Here is a 20,656-nt window from a genome sequence, read left to right as displayed (position 1 = left end):
CGCGGCCCGGCCCGCACCGGTTCATCAAAGCGTGACGGCCGCACGCTGCCGCTGCGCGTCACCTTGTGCCTAGAATCCCGCGTCCTTTGACGAGGTGAATTTGCCATGAAACTGCGCATTGCCGTTGCACCGCTGCTCGCCCTGCTGGCCCTGTCGGGCGCGGCTTCGGCCGAGACCTTGCTGATCGAGCGCGTGCAACAGGAGGGCAAGGCCCTGCTGCCGGCACGCGGCCAGAGCATGGATCAGGTCAAGGCCCGCTACGGCGAGCCGACCCAGCGCCTGGACGCCCGCGGCGGCCAGAAGCGGGCCTGGCCGCAGATCAACCGCTGGGTCTATCCGGCTTTCACCGTGTACTTCGAGAAGAGCCGGGTGATCGACGTGGTCGCGAACAAGGCGGGCGCCGAGGAAATCGGACCGAAACCGCCTATCCTTTGAGGTTATGACCAACAACGCATTGCGCTTCCCCGCGGAGTGGGAACCCCAGTCCGCGGTCCTGATCGCGTGGCCGAACGCCGACACCGACTGGGCCGACCGCCTGGGCGAGGTCGAAGAGACCTACATCGCCCTGGTCGCGGCCATCACCCGGTTTCAGCCCGCCCTGATCTGCGTCGCCGACGACGACGTCCAGGCCTATGCCCGGGCGCGCCTGTCCTCGGCGCGGATCGACATGAGCCGGGTGCATTTCATCGATGCGCCCTACGACGACACCTGGCTGCGCGACTCCGGCCCGATCACCCTCAGGCAGGGCGACGGCTTCCGCCTGCTCGACTTCCGCTTCACCGGCTGGGGCGGCAAGTTCGACGCCAGCCAGGACGACCTCTTGGTCGAGCGCCTGCACGAGCAGGGCGTGTTCGCGCCCGGCAGCGAGCGCGAAAGCATCGATTTCGCCCTGGAAGGCGGCGGCATCGAGACCGACGGCGCCGGCACCCTGCTGACCACCTGGCGCTGCCTGCACGAGCGCCACCCGCAGCTCGGCCGCGAAGAACTCGGCGCCCGGCTGGCCGGCTGGCTGCGGCAGGACCGGGTGCTGTGGCTGGACCACGGCTATCTGGAAGGCGACGACACCGACGCCCACATCGACACTCTGGCCCGTTTCGCCGCCGAAGACGCCATCGTCTACCAGGGCTGCGACGACCCGTCGGATTCGCATTACCGGGAATTGCAGGCGATGGCCGCCGAGCTGGCCGCGTTGCGCACCCGCGACGGCCGTCCGTACCGGCTGTTCGCGCTGCCGTGGCCGCAGCCGATCCTCGACCAGGGCCGGCGCCTGGCCGCCAGCTACGCCAACTTCCTGATCGTCAACGGCGCGGTGCTGATGCCGGCCTACGGCGACGTCGCCGACGCCGCGGCGCAGGCGGTGCTGGCCCAGGCCTTCCCCGATCGCGAGATCGTGCCGGTGCCGTGCCGCGCGCTGATCTGGCAGAACGGCAGCCTGCATTGCGTGACCATGCAGTTGCCGCAGGGCGTGGCGGCGTAACGCCGCGTCGCGTCTGGCAACGCGCGGTCCCCGGGCCGCGCGTTCGCATCCCGCAGGCAGGCGCGATCTCGTCTGCACTCGGACATCCCGCATCGATCTCGCTGCGCCCGCTCGCGCCGGGCCGCTCCGACGATGCGCGTGTCGCCGCCGCCCTGCCGGTCACGGCGCTCTCCTACAATAGACGTCTCGCCTCACCGCCGGACCCGTGCCCCGATGAAAAAGACCACCCTCCCCGTCGCGCTGATCCAGGACCGCGACCACGGCTCGCGCGAAGCCAATCTGGCCAATATCGAGCAGCGGGTCGGCGAAGCCGCCCGCCAGGGCGCCAAGCTGGTCCTGCTGCAGGAGCTGCACAACGGGCCGTACTTCTGCCAGCACGAGTCGGTGCAGGAGTTCGACCTGGCCGAGACTATTCCCGGCCCCAGCACGCAGCGCCTGGGCGCGCTGGCCAAGCAGCACGGTATCGTGCTGGTCAGTTCGCTGTTCGAACGCCGCGCGGCCGGGCTGTACCACAACACTGCGGTGGTCTACGAGACCGACGGTTCGATCGCCGGCAAGTACCGCAAGATGCATATCCCCGACGACCCGGGCTTCTACGAGAAGTTCTACTTCACCCCGGGCGACATCGGCTTCGAACCGATCCAGACCTCGGTCGGCCGCCTCGGCGTGCTGGTGTGCTGGGACCAGTGGTACCCGGAAGGCGCGCGCCTGATGGCGCTGGCCGGCGCCGAGCTGCTGCTGTACCCGACCGCGATCGGCTGGGACCCGGACGACGCCCAGGACGAGAAGGACCGCCAACGCAACGCCTGGATCCTCAGCCATCGCGGCCACGCGGTCGCCAACGGCCTGCCGGTGCTCAGCGTCAATCGGGTCGGCTTCGAACCGTCCCCGCTCGGCGCGTCCGGTATCCAGTTCTGGGGCTCCAGCCACGTGCTCGGCCCGCAGGGCGAGTACCTGGCCGAGGCCAAGACCCAGGAGCCGGAAATCCTGCTGGCCGAGGTCGACCTGGGCCGCAGCGAGCACGTACGGCGGATCTGGCCGTTCCTGCGCGACCGCCGCATCGACGCCTACGCCGACCTGCTCAAGCGGTACCGCGATTGAACCAAGCGCCGAACCGACCGTCGAGCCAGCCGCCAAGCCCGATGCTGCTGCGCGTCGCGGCCGAGGCCGACCTCGACGCGATCGCCGCGCTGTACGCGCGCGAAGTGCGCGAGGGCGTGGCCACCTACGAATACGACGTGCCCGATCGCGCCGAGATGCATAAGCGCTGGCGCGCGATCGCCGATGCCGGCTATCCCTATCTGGTCGCCGAAGTCGACGGCGCGTTCGCCGGCTATGCCTATGCCAGCGCCTATCGCAACCGGATCGGCTATCGCTGGACGGTGGAGAACTCGGTCTACGTCGAGCCGGCGCTACAGGGCCGCGGCGTCGGCGGCGCGCTGATGCGGCGCCTGATCGAGGACTGCACCGCGCTGGGGTTCCGGCAGATGGTCGCGGTGATCGGCGACGGCAGCAACGCCGCATCGATGGCCTTGCACGAGCGCCTGGGCTTCCGGCTGGCCGGCGTGTTCCCCGGCATCGGCCGCAAGCACGGCCGCTGGCTGGATACGGTGCAGATGGTGCGTCCGCTCGGCGACGGCCGCGAGGGCGAGCCCGATCCGGACGTGCCCGGCCTGTGCTGAACCCGCGCCGGGACGCGGTCGCGTTTCCGGCACGCCCTGCGGCGGCGCGTCCGGATATGCGCCAGCCGCCACGGACAGGCCCGGCCGGCCGGCGCAATGTGCCTTTCTCGATGACGGCGTCTCCGTCCTTTGGCCCAGGCGCGCCGGAACGGTTCCGCTAAGCTGAACGAAACCGCCCGACGAGCGGTCAAAATAAAACGAACGGACGTGCTATTTTATGGCCATGTCGACTCTGACCGCGACCAATAAGGGCGCCGCCACCCGCGATGCGATCTTGGAACAGGCCTACGGCATCGCTTGCTCGGCCGGCCTGGAAGGCTTGTCGATCGGGCCGCTGGCCGCCGCCGTCGGCATGTCCAAGAGCGGCGTGTTCGCCCACTTCGGTTCGCGCGAAGACCTGCAGTTGGCCGTGCTGGACAAAGCGGCGCAGTTGTTCACCGGCTATGTGCTGCTGTCCCAGCTCAAGCAGCCGCGTGGCCTGGTGCGTCTGCGCGCGATCGTCGACGCCTGGTTCGACTGGTCGCGCCACACCGACGGCGGCTGCGTGCTGCTCGGCGCGGTCAGCGAGTACGACGACCGCCCCGGCGCCCTGCGCGATTGGGTGGTCGAGCAGCAAAAGCGCTGGCGCGCCGCCCTCGCGCAGGCGGTGCAACTGGCGGTCGACAACGGCGAACTCGGCGCCGACACCGATACCGAGCAGCTGGCGTTCGAAATCTACGGCCTGGCGCTGATCGTCCACCACGACGCCGGCCTGTTCGGTTTCGATTCCGCGCGCGAGCGCGGGCGCCGCGCGTTCGAGCGCTTGGTCCGTTCTTACGCCACGCCCGCTTGCGCCGCCTCCCCCAAGGCCTGATTCCTGTCTAGCGAGGTCCGTCATGAGCACGTCCGTCGCCAAAATTAGTACGACCGTTCGTAACATAATCCATTTGTACGGCCTGCGCCTGGGCTTCGTGTTCGGCGCCTGGTTCGCGCCGGATGCGACCGTGCGCCGCGCCGCCGACCTGTTCTGCACCCCGTTCGCGTCCTCGCGCACGCGCGCGCTGGCCGCGCCGACCTTCGACGCTCGCGAAGAGACCATCGAGGTCGACGGCCACGCCATCGTCGCCTACGTCTGGGGCGATCCGCGCCGCCAACCTTATGTATTGTTCGCCCACGGCTGGTCCAGCCACGGCACCCGCGTCGCCCGGTGGCTGCCCGCGCTGCGCGAGGCCGGTTACGCCCTGGTCGCGTTCGACCAGCCCGCGCACGGGCGCAGCCCCGGCCGGCTGGCCACCCTGCCCGACTTCACCCGCCATCTGTACGCAGTCGGCGACCACTACGGACCGGCGGCGGCGGTGATCGGCCATTCGCTCGGCGGCGCGGCGACCTTGCTCGCGCTGGCGCGCGGCCTGCAGGCCGAACGCGCGGTATTGATCGCGCCGGCCGCCGATCCGGTCGCCGCGGTGAGCCGCTTCGCCCGTTTCCTGTGGGTCGGCGAAGCGCTGCGCCGGCGCATGATCGGCTACTTCGAAACCCGCGTCGGCCTGAGCTTCGACTCGCAGCAAGCGCACCGCAACGCGCCCAACATCGCCCGCCCGGCGCTGATCGTGCACGATCTGGACGACCGCGAAGTGCCCTGGTCGGAAGGCGAGCGCTATGCGCGCTACTGGCCGGGCGCGCGCCTGCTCAGCACCCAGGGCCTGGGCCACAACCGCATCGCCGACGACGGCGGGGTGATCGCCGCCAGCCTGCGCTTCCTGCGCGGCGAACCGGTCGGCGAGACCGTCGTGTCCAGCGGCAACTTGCCGTATGGGTTGGCCTGAGGGGCGGGGATTGGGGATTGGGGATTGGGGATTCGGGATTTGGGGATCGCTCGGGCTGAACAGCGAGTCGAGCGGGAGACAGAGGACGCCGCTTCGACGAATCCCCAATCCCCAATCCCGAATCCCGCGACAGGCAGGCAACCGTCCGCCACGGGTTTGCCGGCACCCGGCCGCAACCTCTATGCTGCGGGCCTTTCTGTGCTCCGGCACAGCTGCCGCGAGCCTTTCCGATCCGCATGAACGAACCGCATCTCGTATCCGACGGCCTGCAGGGCCAACCGCACGCCATCGTCGAACGCGACGGCGTGCGCTATACCCTGCTCGGCACCGCCCACGTGTCCCAGGCCAGCGTCGATGCCGTGCGCGATGCGGTCGGCACCGGCCGCTACGATGCGGTCGCGGTCGAACTCGATCCGCAGCGCCTGCAGGCGCTGACCGACCCGGACGCATTGGCGCGGCTGGACCTGATCCAGGTGATCCGCTCCGGCAAGACCGCTTTGTTCGCCGCCAACCTGGCCCTGGCCGCCTACCAGCGCCGGCTCGCCGAACAGCTCGGCATCGAACCCGGCGCCGAACTCAAGCGCGCGGTGCTGGAAGCGCGCCAGCGCGAGCTGCCGGTGCATCTGATCGACCGCGAGGTCGGCCTGACCTTCAAGCGCGCCTCGCAGCGGCTGGGCTTCTTCGGCCGCGGCAAGCTCGGCGTCGGCCTGGTCACCAGCCTGTTCGCCGCCGACGAGGTCGGCGAGGACGAAATCGAAAAGCTCAAGCAGGGCGACATGCTCGAGTCCAGCTTCGGCGAGTTCGCCAAGGAAAGCCCGGAGCTGTACGACACCGTGATCGCCGAGCGCGACCGCTACATGGCCGCGCGCCTGCGCGAGACCGCGGGCGAGTCGCGCGAGGTGCTGGCGGTGGTCGGCGCAGGGCATCTGCAAGGCCTGGCCAAGCATCTGCGCGAGGACCAGGGCGACCCGGTCGCGCAGCGCATCGCGCTCGAGCAGGTCAAGACCAAGAGCAAGGTGCCGTGGGTGATGATCGCAATCACCACCCTGATCCTGGCCGGCATCGCCTGGGGTTATTGGAAAGGCGGCGCGCAGATGGGCACCGAGCTGCTGTTGCAGTGGGTGCTGTTCACCGGCGGCCTGGCCGCGCTGGGCTGCGCGATCGCCGGCGGCCATCCGCTGAGCGTGATCACCGCGGCGATCGTCGCGCCGTTGAAGCCGTTCCGCCCCGGCGTGCCGACCGGCGCGTTGAGCGCGCTGGTCGAAGTGCATCGGCGCAAGCCGGCCTACGGCGATTTCCTCGCCCTGCGCGACGACGCGCAAACGGTGGGCGGCTGGTACCGCAACCGGGTCGCGCGGGTGGTGCTGAATTTCCTGCTGACCAACCTGGGTTCGATGGCCGGCGTGTGGCTGGCCGGTTTCCGCATCGCGGCCAAGCTGGTCGGTTGAAGCGCACGCGACGCCGCGCTTGCAGGAGCGGCGTAAGCCGCGACAAGCGGAGCGATGGGCGCAAGCGGAGACGCCGCCCCCCTGATCATTGGGCTTCGACTCGGTCGCGACAGGGCTTCGGATCCTGGCGCGGTGTGTCACCGCTCCGGCTGTCGCGGCTCACGCCGCTCCGACAAACAGCGAGCGCGCTTCAGCGCAGCGACAACTGCAAGCGGCGGCCGTTCCAATCCAGCACCGCGCCATCGGGGCGAATCGCGACCAGCACCGCTTCGCCGATGCGGTCGCCTTCGGCCAGCCGCTGACCGTCGACGATCACGAAACGCCGCGCCGGCTCGTCGTTCCACATATGCATGCTGAGCTTGAGCGGCGGCAATTGCTTGCGCGCCTCCGGCGAAAGATCGGCCAGGCGCATCGCCCCGCCCTCGCCTGCCGGCTTGGCGGCGGACGGCGGCAGAACCGGCACGGGCTCGGGTGCCGCCATCGGTTCGAGCGCGGCCGCCGCGGCGGCGGTCTGCGCGGGCGCGGCGGATGGCGGGCGCGAGGCGGAGCTGGAAGCAGAAGCGAGGTTCGACGAAACCGCGGCAACCGGCGCGGCGGGCGCGGGCGCCGACGCGTTCGTGCCGATGGCTGCCGTGGCCGCCGACGAGGCCGCGGCGGTCGGTGGCGCAGATACCCGCTCCGCGGTCGTCGCCTTCGCCGCGGTCCCGGTCGGAGGCGAAAGCGCGGCAGCCGGCGCACCACCGCGCTCGCCGGCGGTGACCGAAGGAGCACTCGTGCGTTCTCCTGCGACGGCGGAGACATCCGGCCCAGAAACGCCAGGCGCAGGAGCTGCGGTCGCAGCGACCGGTTCGCGCCGCTCCGCAACGTTCGCGGCAGCGTTCGGCAGCGCGGCCGCATCGGCCGCCGTGGCGGCAACCGGGCCCGCCGGGCCCTGCGGTAAGGATTCAGGGCGCAGCATCCACACCCCCACCGCGGCGGCGAGGACCGCCGCGCCGGCGCCCCACAACCAGGGCGCCGCCGAACGCCGCAGCGGCGGCGGCAGCGGCGGCAACGGCGCGTGCAGATCCGGCGTCTGGCCGCGGCGGCGCTCGGCCTCGGATTTGCGCAGGGCTTCCAGGATCAACGACATCGTCTACTCCAATACCCGTTGCAGGCGCGGCCCGGCGGCGTCTTCGGCCGACAGCGCGAACAGCGTTTCCGGACCGACCACGCCATCGCTGCGCAGGCCGCGCGCGGCCTGGAACCGGCGCACGTCCTCCGCGCCCGCGTCGGCGACGCCGAGGCGCGCGTTCAACCACGCCTTCGGCGCGCCTTGCAACGGCTGGGGCAGCGGCGCGCTCAGACCTTCGGGCCCGCGCCACAGCGCGGCGTATTCGCCGTTCCACAGGCGCTGCAACGCGATCCGGTCGAGGTCGACGTCGCGGCCGTGCAGCCACAGCCGCGCATCGACCGCGTCGACGCCGCGCAACAGCGCCCAGGCGCTGCGGCCGTCGGCGTTCAGGCGCAGCAGCACCGGCCGGCCCAGCGCGGCCAGCGCATCCAGGCGGGCGTAGCCGCGCAGGCAGTACAGGCCCGGCGCGACGCTGCGCGCGCAAGCGGCCGCCGCTTCGACCGCCGGCGGCCCGGAAGGCAATTGCCACAGATCGAGCAAACGCTGCCACGCCGCGGTCGGGTCGGCGCCCGCTTCGCTCATGCGCTGCGCCGCCGACGCCGCGTCCAGGCGCGGCACCGCGCCCGTTGCGATGGCGGTTGCGCTCGCGGCTGAGGACGCCGGGGGCGCCACCGGCGCCTGCACCGCCGACACCGCGGATGCGGCGACGACACGGGAATCGGCCGCGCCACGCGATGTGGGCGTGGCCGCCGTCGCGGCGGCGGTAGGCGCGGATGCACGCCACCACCAGGCGCCTGCCGCGACTGCGCTGGCCAGAGCGGCCGCGACCAGGGCGACGCGCGCATACCGGCGCCGGCGCGCAACCGGCGCCAGCGCCTCATACGCGGCCTGATCGACCAGCGACTCGCCCACCGTGGCGTCGTCGCGGGCGTAGCCGCCGAGCAGCGCGCGCTCGGAAATCACGTTGATCAGCCGCGGCACGCCGCCGGAATGGGCGTGGATGCGCTTGATCGCCGCGGCGGTGAACGGCAACCGCTGGCCGCCGGCGACGCGGTAGCGATGGCGCAGCAAGGCGCCGGTTTCCTGCGCATCCAGCGGGGTCAGATGGAACCGCGCGGTGATCCGCTGCGACAGTTGGCGCATGTCCGGGCGCGCCAGCATGTCGCGCAACTCGGGTTGGCCGATCAGCACGATCTGCAGCAGCTTCTGGGTGTCGGTTTCCAGGTTGGTCAGCAGGCGTACCTGCTCCAAGGCCTCCACCGACAGGTTCTGCGCTTCGTCGACGATCAACACCACGCGCAGGCCGCGCGCATAGGCGTCGAGCAGATACGCGTTGAGCGCGTCGACCAGGGCCTTGACGCTGCCGCGGCGGCCGGCCAGGTCCAGGCGCAATTCTTCGCCGATGGTCTCCAGCAGTTCGACCGGGCTCAGGCGCGGGTTCAACACCAGCGCGGCGCGGGCGTGGTCGGGCAATTGCTCCAGCAGCAAGCGGCACAGGGTGGTCTTGCCGGTGCCGACCTCTCCGGTCAGCAGGACGAAGCCGCCGCCGCCGCCCTGGCCGACGCCGAACAACAGGTGCGCCAACGCGTCCCGATGACGCTCGCTGAGGAACACGAAGCGCGGGTCGGGCGTGATCGAAAACGGCGGCTCCTTGAGCCCGTAATGATCCAGGTACATGCGCGTGCCGGCGGCGGAATGCGCCTAGCCTGCCACGAAATCCAAGCCCCGGCGTGGCTGGGCCGCGCGATCGGCCCGCATGGCCGGGGCGGACGCAGTGCGAAGCCCGTGCCCGTGATGCGCGTCGAAAGCGGAACGTGCGCGCAGGCATGCGCCGCACGGACGGCGGCGGGGCTGTTCGCCGACGCGCCCCGGCGCGGATCGGAACGCATCGTCGGAGCCGTATGCCGGCCCGGCGGATCGGCCGCAGGGCAAGGCGCCGGCGGTCGGGACCGCGTTGCCCGCTCGCACAGAACGATGTCGCCCCGCCCTCGAAGGCCGAAGCCGGCGAGCCGCGCGGCGGCGGCCGCTGCCGCCGCGATCCGGGTGCGCATGATTCGCCCTGGAGCGGCGACGCACGGTTCCATCGTCCGTGCGCCGCCCACGCGGGTCGGCCGCCGCGGCGGCGTCAACGCGTCATGCGTGCTGTGCCGCCGGCTCCACCGCATCCGCCGACTGCGCCGGCAGGCCGCGCGCGCGCCGCACCAGCTTGGCGGTGCCGCCGCGCAGATCGTCGAGGATGGCGTAGATGGTCGGCAGGAACAGCAGGCTGACCACGGTCGAGAACGCCAGGCCGCCGGCGATCGCGCGCGCCATCGGGTAGTACGGCGGCATGTCGCCGCTGGTCTTGGTCGACAGCGCGATCGGCACCATCGCCAGGATCGCCGTGCCCATGGTCATCAGGATCGGGCGCAGGCGTTCGCGACTGCCCTCGACCAGCGCTTCGGTGCGCGACAAGCCGCGCCGGCGCAGGTTGTTGATGTGCTCGATCATGACGATGCCGTTGTTGACCACCACGCCCATCAGCACCAGCACGCCGATGAAGGACATGATCCCGAAGGTCGTGCCGGTGATCCAGAACAGCCAGAACACGCCGAACACCGAGAACAGCACGCCGCTCATGATCGCCGAGGGGAACAGCAGCGACTCGAACACCGCCGCCATCACCACGTAGATCATGATCAAGGCGATCAGCAGGTTGAACAGCATCTGCTGGTTGGCCTCGTCGTCGCGCTGGAACGCGCTGCCGTCGAAGGAATAGCTGTAGCCCGGCGGGAACGCGATCCGCTTGAGGATCGCCTCCATCTCCTTGCGCGCCTCCGGCACGGTGACCTTGTCGCCGAGATTGGACTTGATGGTCAGCGTGGTCTGGCGATTGACCCGGTTGATCTGGGTCGCCGACGGGCGCACTTCGACCTGGACCATGCTCAGCAACGGCACGGTGCGGCCGTCCGGCGCGCGCACGGTGAAGGAGGCGATCTCGGCGGTGTTGAACTGGTCGGCGCCGGCGAAGCGCGCCCACACCTGGACCTCGGTGTCGCCGCGGCGGAACTCGCGCAGCGTCGCGCCGCGCAAGGCCAGGCCAACGAACTTGGACACCTCGTCGGCGCTGAAGCCGAACGCGGCGGCGCGTTCGCGGTCGACCCGGATGCGCAGCTCGTTGTTGCGGTCGCCGGCGTCGATGCGCACGTCGCGGAAGCGCGGGCTGCGGGCCAGGATCGGCACGATATCCTGCCCCAACTGTTCGAGCATGGCGCTGGAATCGCCCACCAGCTGCACCTGGACCTGGTTCTGCTGGCCCTGGTCCTCGTCGAAGCCGACCCCGATGCCGGCCCGCGCCGACTTCGGCAGGCCCTTGCTGATCTGGTCGGTGATCGGCTTGGTCTTCTTGACCAGCTCCTTGTCGAAGGTGATGACCGTGCTGGCGTCGCCGTCCTCGCTGTAATACGAGTACACCTGGGTGATGTGGAACTTCTTGCGGTTGGCGTCGAGGTAGTCCTCGACCCGCTTGACCTCGTCCGACATCTGTTCCTTGGTGTAGCTGCCCTTCCACTGGTAGTAGATGTTGGCGCTGTCGCCGCCTTCGCCGCCGAACATGTCGAACTTGGTCTGGGTCATCGGCACGATGCTGACGGCGATGATCAGGATGATGCCGAGCACGCTCCAGCCGCGGTGCTCCAGGGTCCAGCGCAGCAGCGCGGCGTAGTTGCGCTGCAGGTAGGGGATCAGGCCGGTGCTGCGATTGATCGTCGGCGGGGTCTTCAACCGCGCCGAGATCATCGGGATCAGGCTGACCGCGACCAGCCACGAGGCCAGCAGCGAGACCGAGATCGTGATCGCCAGCTGCGACATGAAGATCTTGATCTGGTTGGTCTCGCCGAACAGGTTCGGCACGAACACGATGCAGTGGCACAGCGTGCCCGCCGACAAGGCGATGGCGACGTGGCGGGTGCCGATCACCGAGGCCAGCCGCGGCTGGTCCGGCATCTTCTCGCGCTCCTGGTAGATGCTCTCGACCACCACCACCGCGTTGTCGACCAGCATGCCGACCGCCAGCAGCAGGCCCATCATGGTCAGGATGTTGAGGGTCACGCCGACGAAGTACATGAAGCCCAGGGTGATCACGAAGCAGATCGGGATCGCCAGGGTCACCATCAGCGTCGACGGCCAATGGCGCAGGAAGAAGAACAGCACCGCCATCGACAGCACCAGGCCGACCGCGCCGGCCTCGGCCAGTTCCAGCAGCGAACTGGTGACCTCCTCGCCCTCGTTGGAGATGATCTTGAACTGGACCCCGCGCAGCGCCGACTCGGACTTGACCTTCTCGACCTCGGCCAGGGCCAGGCGCGAGACTTCGACCAGATTGGCGTTGCGGTCCTTGAAGATGTCCAGGCCCACCGCCGGGCGGCCGTCCAGGCGCCGGCCGTAGGCCATGCGCTTGGGCTTGTAGCGGACCTCGGCGATGTCGCCCAGGCGGGTGCCGTTGGTGCCGATCACCAGGTCGCGCAACTGCTGCAGGTCGGTGATCTCGCCGATCGGCTGCACCCGCAGGCGCCGGCCGCCGTCCTCGATCTCGCCGGCCGACACCGAGAAATTGACCGTCTGCAGGCGCGTGGTCAGCTCGTTGAGGCTGATGTTGTGCGCGGTCAGGCGGTCGGGCGCGATGGCGATCTCGACCTCGTTCGGCGACACGCCGGAGATCTCGACCTTGGCCACGCCCGGCAGACGCTCGATGCGGCGCTTGAACTCGCGGTCGATCAGCTCGTAGGAACCGGACAGGTCGTGGTCGCTGGCCAGCCGGACGCGCAGGAACGGCTGGTCGGTGGTGGAGAACTTGAGCACGAAGTAGCGCTGCAGGTCGTCCGGCAGGTCGCTGCGGATGGCGTCGATGCGTTCGCGCGCCTCCGAAGCCGCGATGGCGACATCGCGGTCCCAGTCGGCGAATTCGATCACCACGCTGGCGTTGTCCGCGCGCGCCTCGCCCTGCATGCGCTTGATGCCGGTCATGGTCGACAGCGCGTCCTCGGTCGGCCGCAGCAAGGTGCGCTCGACCTCTTCCGGGGTCGAGCCGGCGTACGGCATCTGCACCACCAGGAACGGGAACGAGATCGACGGGAAGGCCTCCAGCGGCAGGCGCACCGCCGCGATCAGGCCGATCACGAACATCGACACGAAGGCCATGATGATCGTGACCGGGCGCCGGATGCTGAACTCAGCAACGCTCATCCTGGGTGCTCCTCAGGCCTGGCCCGGCTGGTGACCGTGCGGCGGATGGTGCAGGTCGGCGTCGTGCAGCGGCTCCTGCTCCTCGTGGATGCGTTCGCTCACCGCACTGGCGTCGCGCCGGGCGCGGCGGGCGCGCTCGCGGTAGTGCTCGTCGGAACGGCGGTCGAGCAGGTCGTACACCACCGGGATCACCACCAGGGTCAGCAGGGTCGACACCAGCAGGCCGCCGATCACCGTGATCGCCATCGGCGCGCGCACCTCGGCGCCCTCGCCGGTGGCGATCGCCAGCGGCAGGAAGCCGAACAGGGTGCAGGTGGTGGTCATCACGATCGGCCGCAGGCGCGAACGCGCGCCTTCGATCAGCGCCTCGCGCTTGGCCACGCCTTCCTCGCGCAACTGGTTGACCTTGTCGATCAGGATGATCGCGTTCTTCACCACCAGGCCGACCAGCAGGATCAGGCCGATGAACACCACCACCGACACCGGCGAACGGGTCAGCACCAGCGCCAGCACCGCGCCGACCAACGCCAGCGGGATGGTGAACAGGATCACGAACGGGTGCAGCAGCGATTCGAACTGCGAGGCCATGACCAGGTAGACCAGGAAGATCGCCAGGCCGAACGCGAACAGCAGCGAGTTGATCGACTGCTGCAGCTCCTCGCCCTGGCCGCCGATGTGCATGCCGATCTCGGGGCCGAGCGGCTGCTCGGCGACCATCTGCCGGACCTCGTCGATCGCGCCGCCGAGGTCGATGTCGCGCAGATTGGCCGAGACGATCGCCACCCGCACCTGGTCGGCGCGGTGGATCTCGCTCGGACCGGTGGTCGAGACCACGTCGGCGACCGAGCTCAGGGTCACCGGCCGGCTGCTGCCCGGATTGACGATCAGGCGGCGGATGCTCTCCAGCGAGGCGCGGTCGGATTCGCGCGCCCGCACCAGCACGTCGATCTTGCGGTCGCGGAAGCTGTAGCGGGTGGCCACTTCGCCGCGCACCTTCTTGACCACCGCATCGGCGATCTGGCGCGTGGTCAGGCCGAGCGCGCCGGCGCGGTCCTGGTCGAAGCGGATCTGGATCTCGGGGAAGCCCTGTTCCACCGTCGACTTGACGTCGGCGTAGTGCGGATTGGCGCGCAGCATCGCCGCCATGCGCTGGCCGGCGCGCTGGATGGTTTCCAGGTCCTGGCCGCGCAGCTCGATTTCCAGCGGCGTCGAGAAGCTGAACAACTGCGGCCGGGCGAAGCCGACCTGGGCCGCCGGATGGGCGCCCATGGTCTCGCGCAGGCGCTCGGTTTCGGCCGCCTCGACCTGCTTGCTGCCGCCGTCGGCCATCACCACGGTGAGCTTGCCGATGTTCTCGCCGCTCTCGGTGGGGTTGGCGTCCAGGCGCGTGCCGCTGCCGCTGACGCCGAACAGCGCGCGGATGCCCGGATCTTTGCCGTGCTTGAGCTGCAGCTCGCGCACCAGCTTGTCGGTCTCGCGCAGCGGCGTGCCCGGCGGCAGCTTGACCGTCATTTCGAAGCGGTCCTGGGCCAGCTGCGGGATCAGATCGGCGCCGAGCAGCGGCACCGTGGCCATGGTCGCGACGAAGGCCGCGCCGGCCAGCAGCAGCACCAGGGTCGGCCGGCGCAACGCCGCCGGCAACAGCTTCAAATACGTGCTTTCGGCGCGGCCGTAGGGCGCCATCGCCAGATCGCTGGCCTTGCGCATGACCGGGCCGACCACCGCGGCGATCCCGCGCCACAGTTTCACCACCAACCAGCTCAGGCCGAACACGCTGCCGCGCACGCCGGCGCCGGCGCCGTGGCCGATCGCGGCCAGCGGCTTTTGCAGGCGCGAGTTCGGCTGCCAGCGCGGATGGCCCTCCTCCTCCGGGAACGCCATCGGCGGCCGTCCCTTGAGCGCGCTGAGCATCGGGATCAGGGTCATCGACACGACCAGCGAGATCGCGATCGCCAATGCCACGGTCAGGGCCTGATCGCGGAACAGCTGGCCGGCGATGCCTTCGACGAACACCAGCGGCAGGAACACCGCCACCGTGGTCAAGGTCGAGGCCATCACCGCCATGCTGACCTCGCGCGTGCCCTGGATCGCCGCGTCGAGAATGCCCAGGCCGCGTTCGCGCGCCTTGGCGATGGATTCGAGCACCACGATCGAGTCGTCCACCACCAGGCCGGTCGCCAACGCCAGGCCGCCCAGCGACATCACGTTGAGGCTCAGGTCGAGCTGGCCCATGAAGAAGAAGGTGGTGACGATCGAGACCGGCAGCGACAGGCTGATCACGAACGTGCTCCAGCCGTCGCGCAGGAACAGGAAGATGATCAGGATCGCCAGCAGGCCGCCGATCACCGCGTCCTTCTTGACGTCGGCGATGGCGTGGCGGATGAACTGCGACTGGTCGTCGATGGTGGTCAGTTCGACGTCGGCCGGGATCTGCGACTTGATCGCCTCCAGCCGCGCCTGGATGGCGTCGGCGGTGGCGACGGTATTGGCGTCGCCCTCCTTGTAGATCGCCAGTTCCACCGCTTCCTTGCCGGCCAGGCGGATGATCGCTTCGCGTTCCTTGTAGCCCTGGCGGACCTCGGCGATGTCCTTCAGCCGCACCGGCTTGCCGCCGGCCGGCGTGCTCTGCGCGCCGTCGTTGGCGCTCTGCACCGAAGCCGCGGCGGCCATCGCGTCGGCCGAACCGGAGGCGGCGGCGACCCGGGCCATTTCCGCGGCCGCGTCGGCCGCGGCGTTGCCGCCGGCCTGCTGGGTGGTCACCAGCATCTCGCGGATTTCGGGCACGGTCGCGAACTGGTTGACCGTGCGCACCAGATAGCGCTGGCTGCCCTCCTGCAGGCTGCCGCCGGAGATGTTGATGTTCTCCTGCTGCAGGCGCTGGATGACGGTGTCGATCGGCAGGTTGAGCTGGGCGATCTTCTGCTGGTCGATGTCGACCTGGATCTCGTCCTCCAGGCCGCCGCCGACCTTGACCGCGGCGACGCCGTCGACCGGCTCGAGTTTCTTCTTCAGATCGTCGTCGGCGTAACGGCGCAGCTCGGTCAGGCGGCGGATCGCGTCGGTGTCGTCGGCGGCCCCGCCCTTGTTGGACAGGGCGATGCGCAGGATCGGCTCGGTCGAAGGATTGAAGCGCAGCAGCACCGGCTTCTTCACTTCCAGCGGCAGCTGCACGACTTCCATCTTGTCGCGCACTTCCAGGCTGGCCTGGTCCATGTCGGTGCCCCAGGCGAATTCGAGCACCACGTCGCTCTGGCCGGTGCGCGAGACCGACTTGAGCTTGCGCAGGCCCTTGACCACGCCGAGCGCCTCTTCCAGCGGCTCGGTCACCAGGGTCTCGATTTCGGTCGGCGCCGCGCCGGTGTACTCGGTGCGCACCGTCAGCGTCGGATAGCTGAGATCGGGCAGCAGGTTGACCTTGAGGCTGTTGAGCGCGATCACGCCGAACAGCAGGAAGGTAATGGTCACCATCGCCACCGTGACCCGGCGGCGCGTGGAGAATTCCACGAGGTTGAAGGACGTCGTGTCCGAAGGCTGAGCCACAGTCAGTCCCCACGTTCTCTTAGGGTTGTCAGCGGCCGGCGCCGCGGCGGACGCGGCGTCGGCGGAGGCGCGCGCCCGGCGCGCTTATTGCTTCTGCGTGGCCGGCTTCGCCGCGGCGACTTCACGCGGCGGGTTCTGGCCGATCAACTGCACCTCGGTGCCTTCGCGCAGCGCGGTCTTGCCGGCGACCACGACCTGGTCGCCGAGCTTGATCCCGTCGCGGACCTCGGCCCAGGCGCCGTCGAGGTAGCCGAGCTTGACCGGCACCCGCGCGACCTTCTTGCCGCGGACCACGAACACCGCCGGATCGCCCTCGTCGTCGAGCAGCGCCGCGCGCGGCACCACCAGCGCGTCGGCGCGGTTGTCGTAATCGATGCGCAGGCGGCCGAACATGCCCGGCTGCAGCGCGCCGCCGCCCTCGAAGCTGCAGATCACCCGGAAGGTGCCGCTGCCCGAATCGACCACCGGCGCGACCCGGTCGACCTTGCCTGCGAACGTCTTGCCGGGCATGGCGTCGACCGCCATCTGCACCGGCAGGCCGGCCTTCAGCGTGGCCAGCTCGCGCTCGGGCACGTTGAGGGTCGCCTCCAGGCGCGAGGTGTCGACGATGCGGATGATCGGCGAGTTGATCTGGACGAAATTGCCGGTCTTGATCGAACGCGATGCGACGATGCCGGAGATCGGCGCCTGCACGTTGGCGTAGGACAACTCGAGGTTGGCCATGCGGTTGGCGGCGCGGGCGTTTTCCAGGTCGTAGCGCAACTGGTCGTTGTCGTTGGCGCTGAGCAGGCGCTGTTCGGCCAGTTGCTTGGAGCGGGCGTAGTTGGCCTCCAGCTTGCGCATGGTGGCGTTGGTCTGGGCCGCCTGCAGCTCGGCGCGGGCCGAGTCGAGCCGGACCAGGACCTGGCCGGCCTGGACGTGCTGGCCTTCCTCGACCATCACCGCCAGGGCCACGCCGGAGGTCTTGGCCACCACCTGCGATTCGGCGCGCGCCTCCAGCGGCGCGGTGCCAGTGTAGCTGGCCGCGATCGCGCGCCGGGTCGCCTGGGCGACTTCGACCGGTACCGCCTCGGACGCCTTGTCCTTGGCTTCCTTGCCTTGCGCCTCGGCGGCGCCGGGGCCGCCCTTGCAGGCCGCCAGCCCGAGCGTACAGGCCAGGGCCAGGGCGGCGACCGCCAGCGTACTGCGCGCCGAAGCACCGCCGCGGCGGTTATGGGTGAGATGACGCATGCGAAACGACCCCAGGATTCTCATAAGAACGTCGAAGGACTTCGGCGGAACCGGCCGTATGCCGGTGTTGTATATAGGTATATCACCGGCCCGGAAAGCCACCATCCGCCGAAGGTCATGGTGACTGGAGCCATGGATTTATTCTGAGGCACGGTAAGCGCGAGCGGCCGCGGCCGCCGGCGTTCCGGCCCCGAAGCATGGATGCGTCGAACGACGACTTCGTTGCAGTCGCATCGCCGGCTATACTCGCCCACTTGTGCGCGGTCTCCGGCCGCGTAGAGCCAGCCACCACCTTTCGCTAGCCATTCGAGATTGCGGACTACGACATGATGCGACCGCTGACGATCGCCTGTTTCGCTCTGACCCTGGCCGCCGCTACGGCGCACGCGCAGGAACCCGCCAAGGCGCCGGCCGCCACTGCCGCGCCCGCCGCCGCAGCCGCACCCGCCCCGGCCAAGGCGCCGACGGCGAAAGGCAACGCCGAAACCGGTCGCCAGCTGACCTACACCTGCCAGGGCTGCCACGGGGTCACCGGCTACAAGAACGCCTATCCGAACTACCACGTGCCCAAGATCGTCGGGCAGTCGCAGGAGTACCTGGTCAACGCGCTGAGCGAATACAAGAAAGGCACGCGCAAGCACCCGACCATGCAGGCCCAGGCCCAGAGCTTCTCGGACCAGGACATCGCCGACATCGCCGCCTTCCTCTCCAGCGCCAAGTGAGCCGCCCCATGACCCAGATCCGCTTGATCAAGCGCGGCGTCGCCCTGGCCGCACTGTCGCTCGCCCTCGCCGCCTGCTCCAGCGCCGACGTGCCGGCCGGCCATTCCTCGGCCGATCGCAACGCCGGCCACACCTCATCCTCCTCGGGCCTGCCGGCCGGCCGCATCGCCGAAGGCGAGAAGCTGGCCAGCGTCAAGGGCGCGGCCACCGGTCAGTCCTGCGTGGATTGCCACGGCGCCGAAGGCAATGCGCCGATCGACCCGACCTACCCCAAGCTGGCCGGCCAGTACCACGACTACATCGCCCACTCGCTGCAGATGTACCGCGACGGCGACCGCGAGCACGCGTTGATGTCGAACCAGGCCAAGGCGCTCAACGACCAGCAGATCGCCGACCTCGCCGCCTACTTCGGTTCGCGCGACAAGGGTCAGCTGCGCGACCTGCACGGCATTCACTGAATCGCCGCGCGGGCCTGCGCCGCGTACGCTCGCCGCAGGACCTCATGAAGGAAAACGGCCCGCTCGCGCGGGCCGTTTTCTTTTGTATCGAGTCCGGCGCGTGCGCCGCTCGCAGCTCGCCGGCGGACCGGTCAACGGGCCGGACCGGCCGCCGCGATCCACCGCCCCGCCGCCGCGCCCGCCCTATCGTAGGCAGCGACGCGGGAATCCGGTCCCAGGCCCGGGCGCTCAGCCGCCCGGCGGCGGCCGCACGCTGCCGTTGTCTTCCTGCAGATGCGGCTTGAACGGCACGTCCGGCGGCGGTCGCGCCTCGGCCGGCTGATCGTTGAGGTTGGGGTCGTTGATGCCGCAGCCGCCGCCGGCCATCAACAGCACCACCGAGCAGCGGATGCGCTTGCTGGTGCCCGGGATCGGGATCATCACGGTCTGGACGCTGCGCCGCACCCACTCGGCCAGCAGGGTCTCGTTCGGACGCCAGTACTTGTCGAAGGTGGTCGGCTCGTAATCGTTGGGCTTGCGCCGCAACCAGGTGCCGGCGCGGTCGAGGTCCTTGATCTCCTCGGTGATCGTGCCCGGCGGCTGGCCCGGCGAGGCCGACCCCGGCGTCTCGGCCAGGCGCACCCGGCCGTCGCTGCCGTACAGGCCCGGGGCCTGGCTAGGCTGGCCCGGCTGGCCGCCGGGGCGGTTGCGCGCGGCTTCGCCCCAGTCGTCGCCGCGCTTGGGCGAAGACCAGGTGCCGGGAGCCGGCGTCGGCTTGGGCCCGGCGCCGGCGGTCGCGGCCGGCGCGCGCGCAGCGGCGCTCGGCGCGCTCGCCGCCGCGTCCAGGGCCGCGGCGGCGTCCGCCGCGGACGCCGGGAATGCGGGTTCTTTGCTCGGCGCGGGCGTCGCGGCCGCAGGCGCGCTGCTGGAGGCCGGCGCGGCCGACCGGGCAGCCGGTGCGGGCGGGTTCGGCGTCGGAATGTCCGCCACCCGCACCGACGGCGTGACGCTGCGCAGTTGCGGCGCGCTGATCGAGCGGCTCGGCAGATTCACGCTCGGCAAGGCCGGCGCGGGCGTCGGCGCCGGCACCTCGCGCAGCGCGATCTCGCGCGGCCGCGCGCTCAGGCTCGGCGCGGCGATCTCGCGCTGCGGCAGTTCGCGTGCGATCGGCTGCACCGGTGCCGGCACGTCCTGCGACGGCACCGGCCGGGCGGCGGCCTCCAACTGCGGCACGCGCACGCTGTCGTCGACCCGGCGCCGGGTCGGCGGCAGGACGAATTCCTGCGGCGCATCGGGCAAGGCCTTGCTGACCATCACCGGCTGTTCCGCGGTCGGCGGCGGCAACTGCGGTTCCGGCACGTCGCGCTGCGGCACCTCGGGCAATGCCGCCTGCAGTTCCGGCGCCGGCGGCGTCGGTACGTCGGGTTGCGGCGGCGCCGGTTCGGCCGCGGCGCCCTGGGGCGGCGCCTGGGTTTGCGCCGGCGTCGGCTCGGCCGCCTGCTCGCTGGGCTGTTCGCTGGGCTGCTGCGGACCGCCTCCGGGCCGCTGCGGGGTACCGTCGCCGATCAGCTCGACCAGGGTCACGTCCTCGCCGCGCGCCGGCGGCCGGGTGGCGAAATACTGCAGGTACATCAGCCAGATCAGCAGGCCGCCGAAGATCAGATGCCACAGCAGCGAAGTCGAGCCGGCGAACCAGCGCAGGCCGCGCTCTTCGCGCGCCGGCGGATGCCACTCCTGCCGCCACAGCGTCGCGAACGCCTGCCAGCGGTTGAGCGCGGCGGCGCGCGCGGGCGGCTGCGCCAGCGGACGCTGGGCCAGCACGGCGAGCACCGCCTCGGGGGTGGCGCCGGTCACCGCGTCGGCGCGCGCGGGCATTTCGTCCAGCCAATGCTGCCAGCCCGGCGGCAGTTCGCCGGGCGCGCGCCGCGGCGCCAGCCGCAACCGTCGTTGCAGGGCTTCGATGAGCGAGGCGGCGGTGGGCATG

At 70.4% G+C, this 20,656-nt stretch carries 15 protein-coding genes; 9 read left to right on the top strand and 6 right to left on the bottom strand.

Going from position 1 to position 20,656, the window contains the following annotated elements:
• Positions 1–105: 105 nt before the first annotated feature.
• From V2J18_RS10220 to V2J18_RS10190, 7 genes are all read left to right on the top strand, one after another.
• Entirely contained in the window at positions 106–435 is a 330-nt protein-coding gene (locus tag V2J18_RS10220) for a hypothetical protein (RefSeq protein WP_064749924.1), read from the top strand.
• Between the two features lie 4 nt (positions 436–439).
• Entirely contained in the window at positions 440–1,477 is a 1,038-nt protein-coding gene (locus tag V2J18_RS10215) for an agmatine deiminase family protein (protein WP_064749925.1), read from the top strand.
• Between the two features lie 213 nt (positions 1,478–1,690).
• Positions 1,691–2,578 (top strand): carbon-nitrogen hydrolase, encoded by an 888-nt coding sequence (locus V2J18_RS10210; RefSeq protein ID WP_064749926.1) that lies wholly within the window; start codon positions 1,691–1,693, stop codon positions 2,576–2,578.
• Between the two features lie 41 nt (positions 2,579–2,619).
• Complete coding sequence (locus tag V2J18_RS10205) at positions 2,620–3,159, top strand: GNAT family N-acetyltransferase (protein WP_336131726.1); 540 nt, start codon at positions 2,620–2,622, stop codon at positions 3,157–3,159.
• A gap of 217 nt (positions 3,160–3,376) precedes the next feature.
• Entirely contained in the window at positions 3,377–4,012 is a 636-nt protein-coding gene (locus V2J18_RS10200) for a TetR/AcrR family transcriptional regulator (protein ID WP_315851276.1), read from the top strand.
• Between the two features lie 22 nt (positions 4,013–4,034).
• On the top strand, positions 4,035–4,961 hold the full coding sequence (locus V2J18_RS10195) for an alpha/beta hydrolase (RefSeq protein WP_064749928.1): 927 nt from the start codon (positions 4,035–4,037) through the stop codon (positions 4,959–4,961).
• A 236-nt stretch (positions 4,962–5,197) separates the two neighbouring features.
• A complete protein-coding gene (locus V2J18_RS10190; protein ID WP_064749929.1) occupies positions 5,198–6,409 on the top strand; it encodes a TraB/GumN family protein in 1,212 nt (403 codons plus the stop codon).
• 190 nt (positions 6,410–6,599) lie between these two features.
• On the opposite strand, the gene V2J18_RS10185 is transcribed toward V2J18_RS10190, so the two are convergent.
• The 5 genes from V2J18_RS10185 to V2J18_RS10165 form a co-directional block, all read right to left on the bottom strand.
• Positions 6,600–7,538 (bottom strand): general secretion pathway protein GspB, encoded by a 939-nt coding sequence (locus V2J18_RS10185; protein ID WP_336131725.1) that lies wholly within the window; start codon positions 7,536–7,538, stop codon positions 6,600–6,602.
• Between the two features lie 3 nt (positions 7,539–7,541).
• Positions 7,542–9,197: an AAA family ATPase gene (locus V2J18_RS10180; protein ID WP_336131724.1), complete on the bottom strand. Its 1,656-nt coding sequence runs from the start codon at positions 9,195–9,197 to the stop codon at positions 7,542–7,544.
• A gap of 456 nt (positions 9,198–9,653) precedes the next feature.
• Entirely contained in the window at positions 9,654–12,743 is a 3,090-nt protein-coding gene (locus V2J18_RS10175; protein ID WP_064749932.1) for an efflux RND transporter permease subunit, read from the bottom strand.
• A gap of 12 nt (positions 12,744–12,755) precedes the next feature.
• The gene (locus tag V2J18_RS10170; protein WP_336131723.1) at positions 12,756–16,283 is read right to left on the bottom strand and encodes an efflux RND transporter permease subunit; all 3,528 of its coding nucleotides are present in this window, start codon (positions 16,281–16,283) and stop codon (positions 12,756–12,758) included.
• A gap of 84 nt (positions 16,284–16,367) precedes the next feature.
• Positions 16,368–17,513 carry an efflux RND transporter periplasmic adaptor subunit gene (locus tag V2J18_RS10165; protein ID WP_064749933.1) on the bottom strand — a complete coding sequence of 382 codons (1,146 nt, stop codon included), beginning with the start codon at positions 17,511–17,513 and terminating at the stop codon, positions 16,368–16,370.
• A gap of 329 nt (positions 17,514–17,842) precedes the next feature.
• On the opposite strand from V2J18_RS10165, the gene V2J18_RS10160 reads away from it, so the two are divergent.
• Positions 17,843–18,235 (top strand): c-type cytochrome, encoded by a 393-nt coding sequence (locus V2J18_RS10160; protein WP_064749936.1) that lies wholly within the window; start codon positions 17,843–17,845, stop codon positions 18,233–18,235.
• 8 nt (positions 18,236–18,243) lie between these two features.
• On the top strand, positions 18,244–18,693 hold the full coding sequence (locus V2J18_RS10155) for a c-type cytochrome (protein WP_336131722.1): 450 nt from the start codon (positions 18,244–18,246) through the stop codon (positions 18,691–18,693).
• A gap of 228 nt (positions 18,694–18,921) precedes the next feature.
• Here V2J18_RS10155 and V2J18_RS10150 read toward each other — a convergent pair whose 3' ends face one another.
• The gene (locus V2J18_RS10150; RefSeq protein ID WP_336131721.1) at positions 18,922–20,655 is read right to left on the bottom strand and encodes a hypothetical protein; all 1,734 of its coding nucleotides are present in this window, start codon (positions 20,653–20,655) and stop codon (positions 18,922–18,924) included.
• Position 20,656: the final 1 nt, after the last annotated feature.

Source organism: Lysobacter firmicutimachus, from assembly GCF_037027445.1.
Lineage (GTDB): Bacteria > Pseudomonadota > Gammaproteobacteria > Xanthomonadales > Xanthomonadaceae > Lysobacter > Lysobacter firmicutimachus.
The sequence above is the reverse complement of the archived record's forward strand: the minus strand, read 5'-3'. Positions and strand labels throughout refer to the sequence as shown.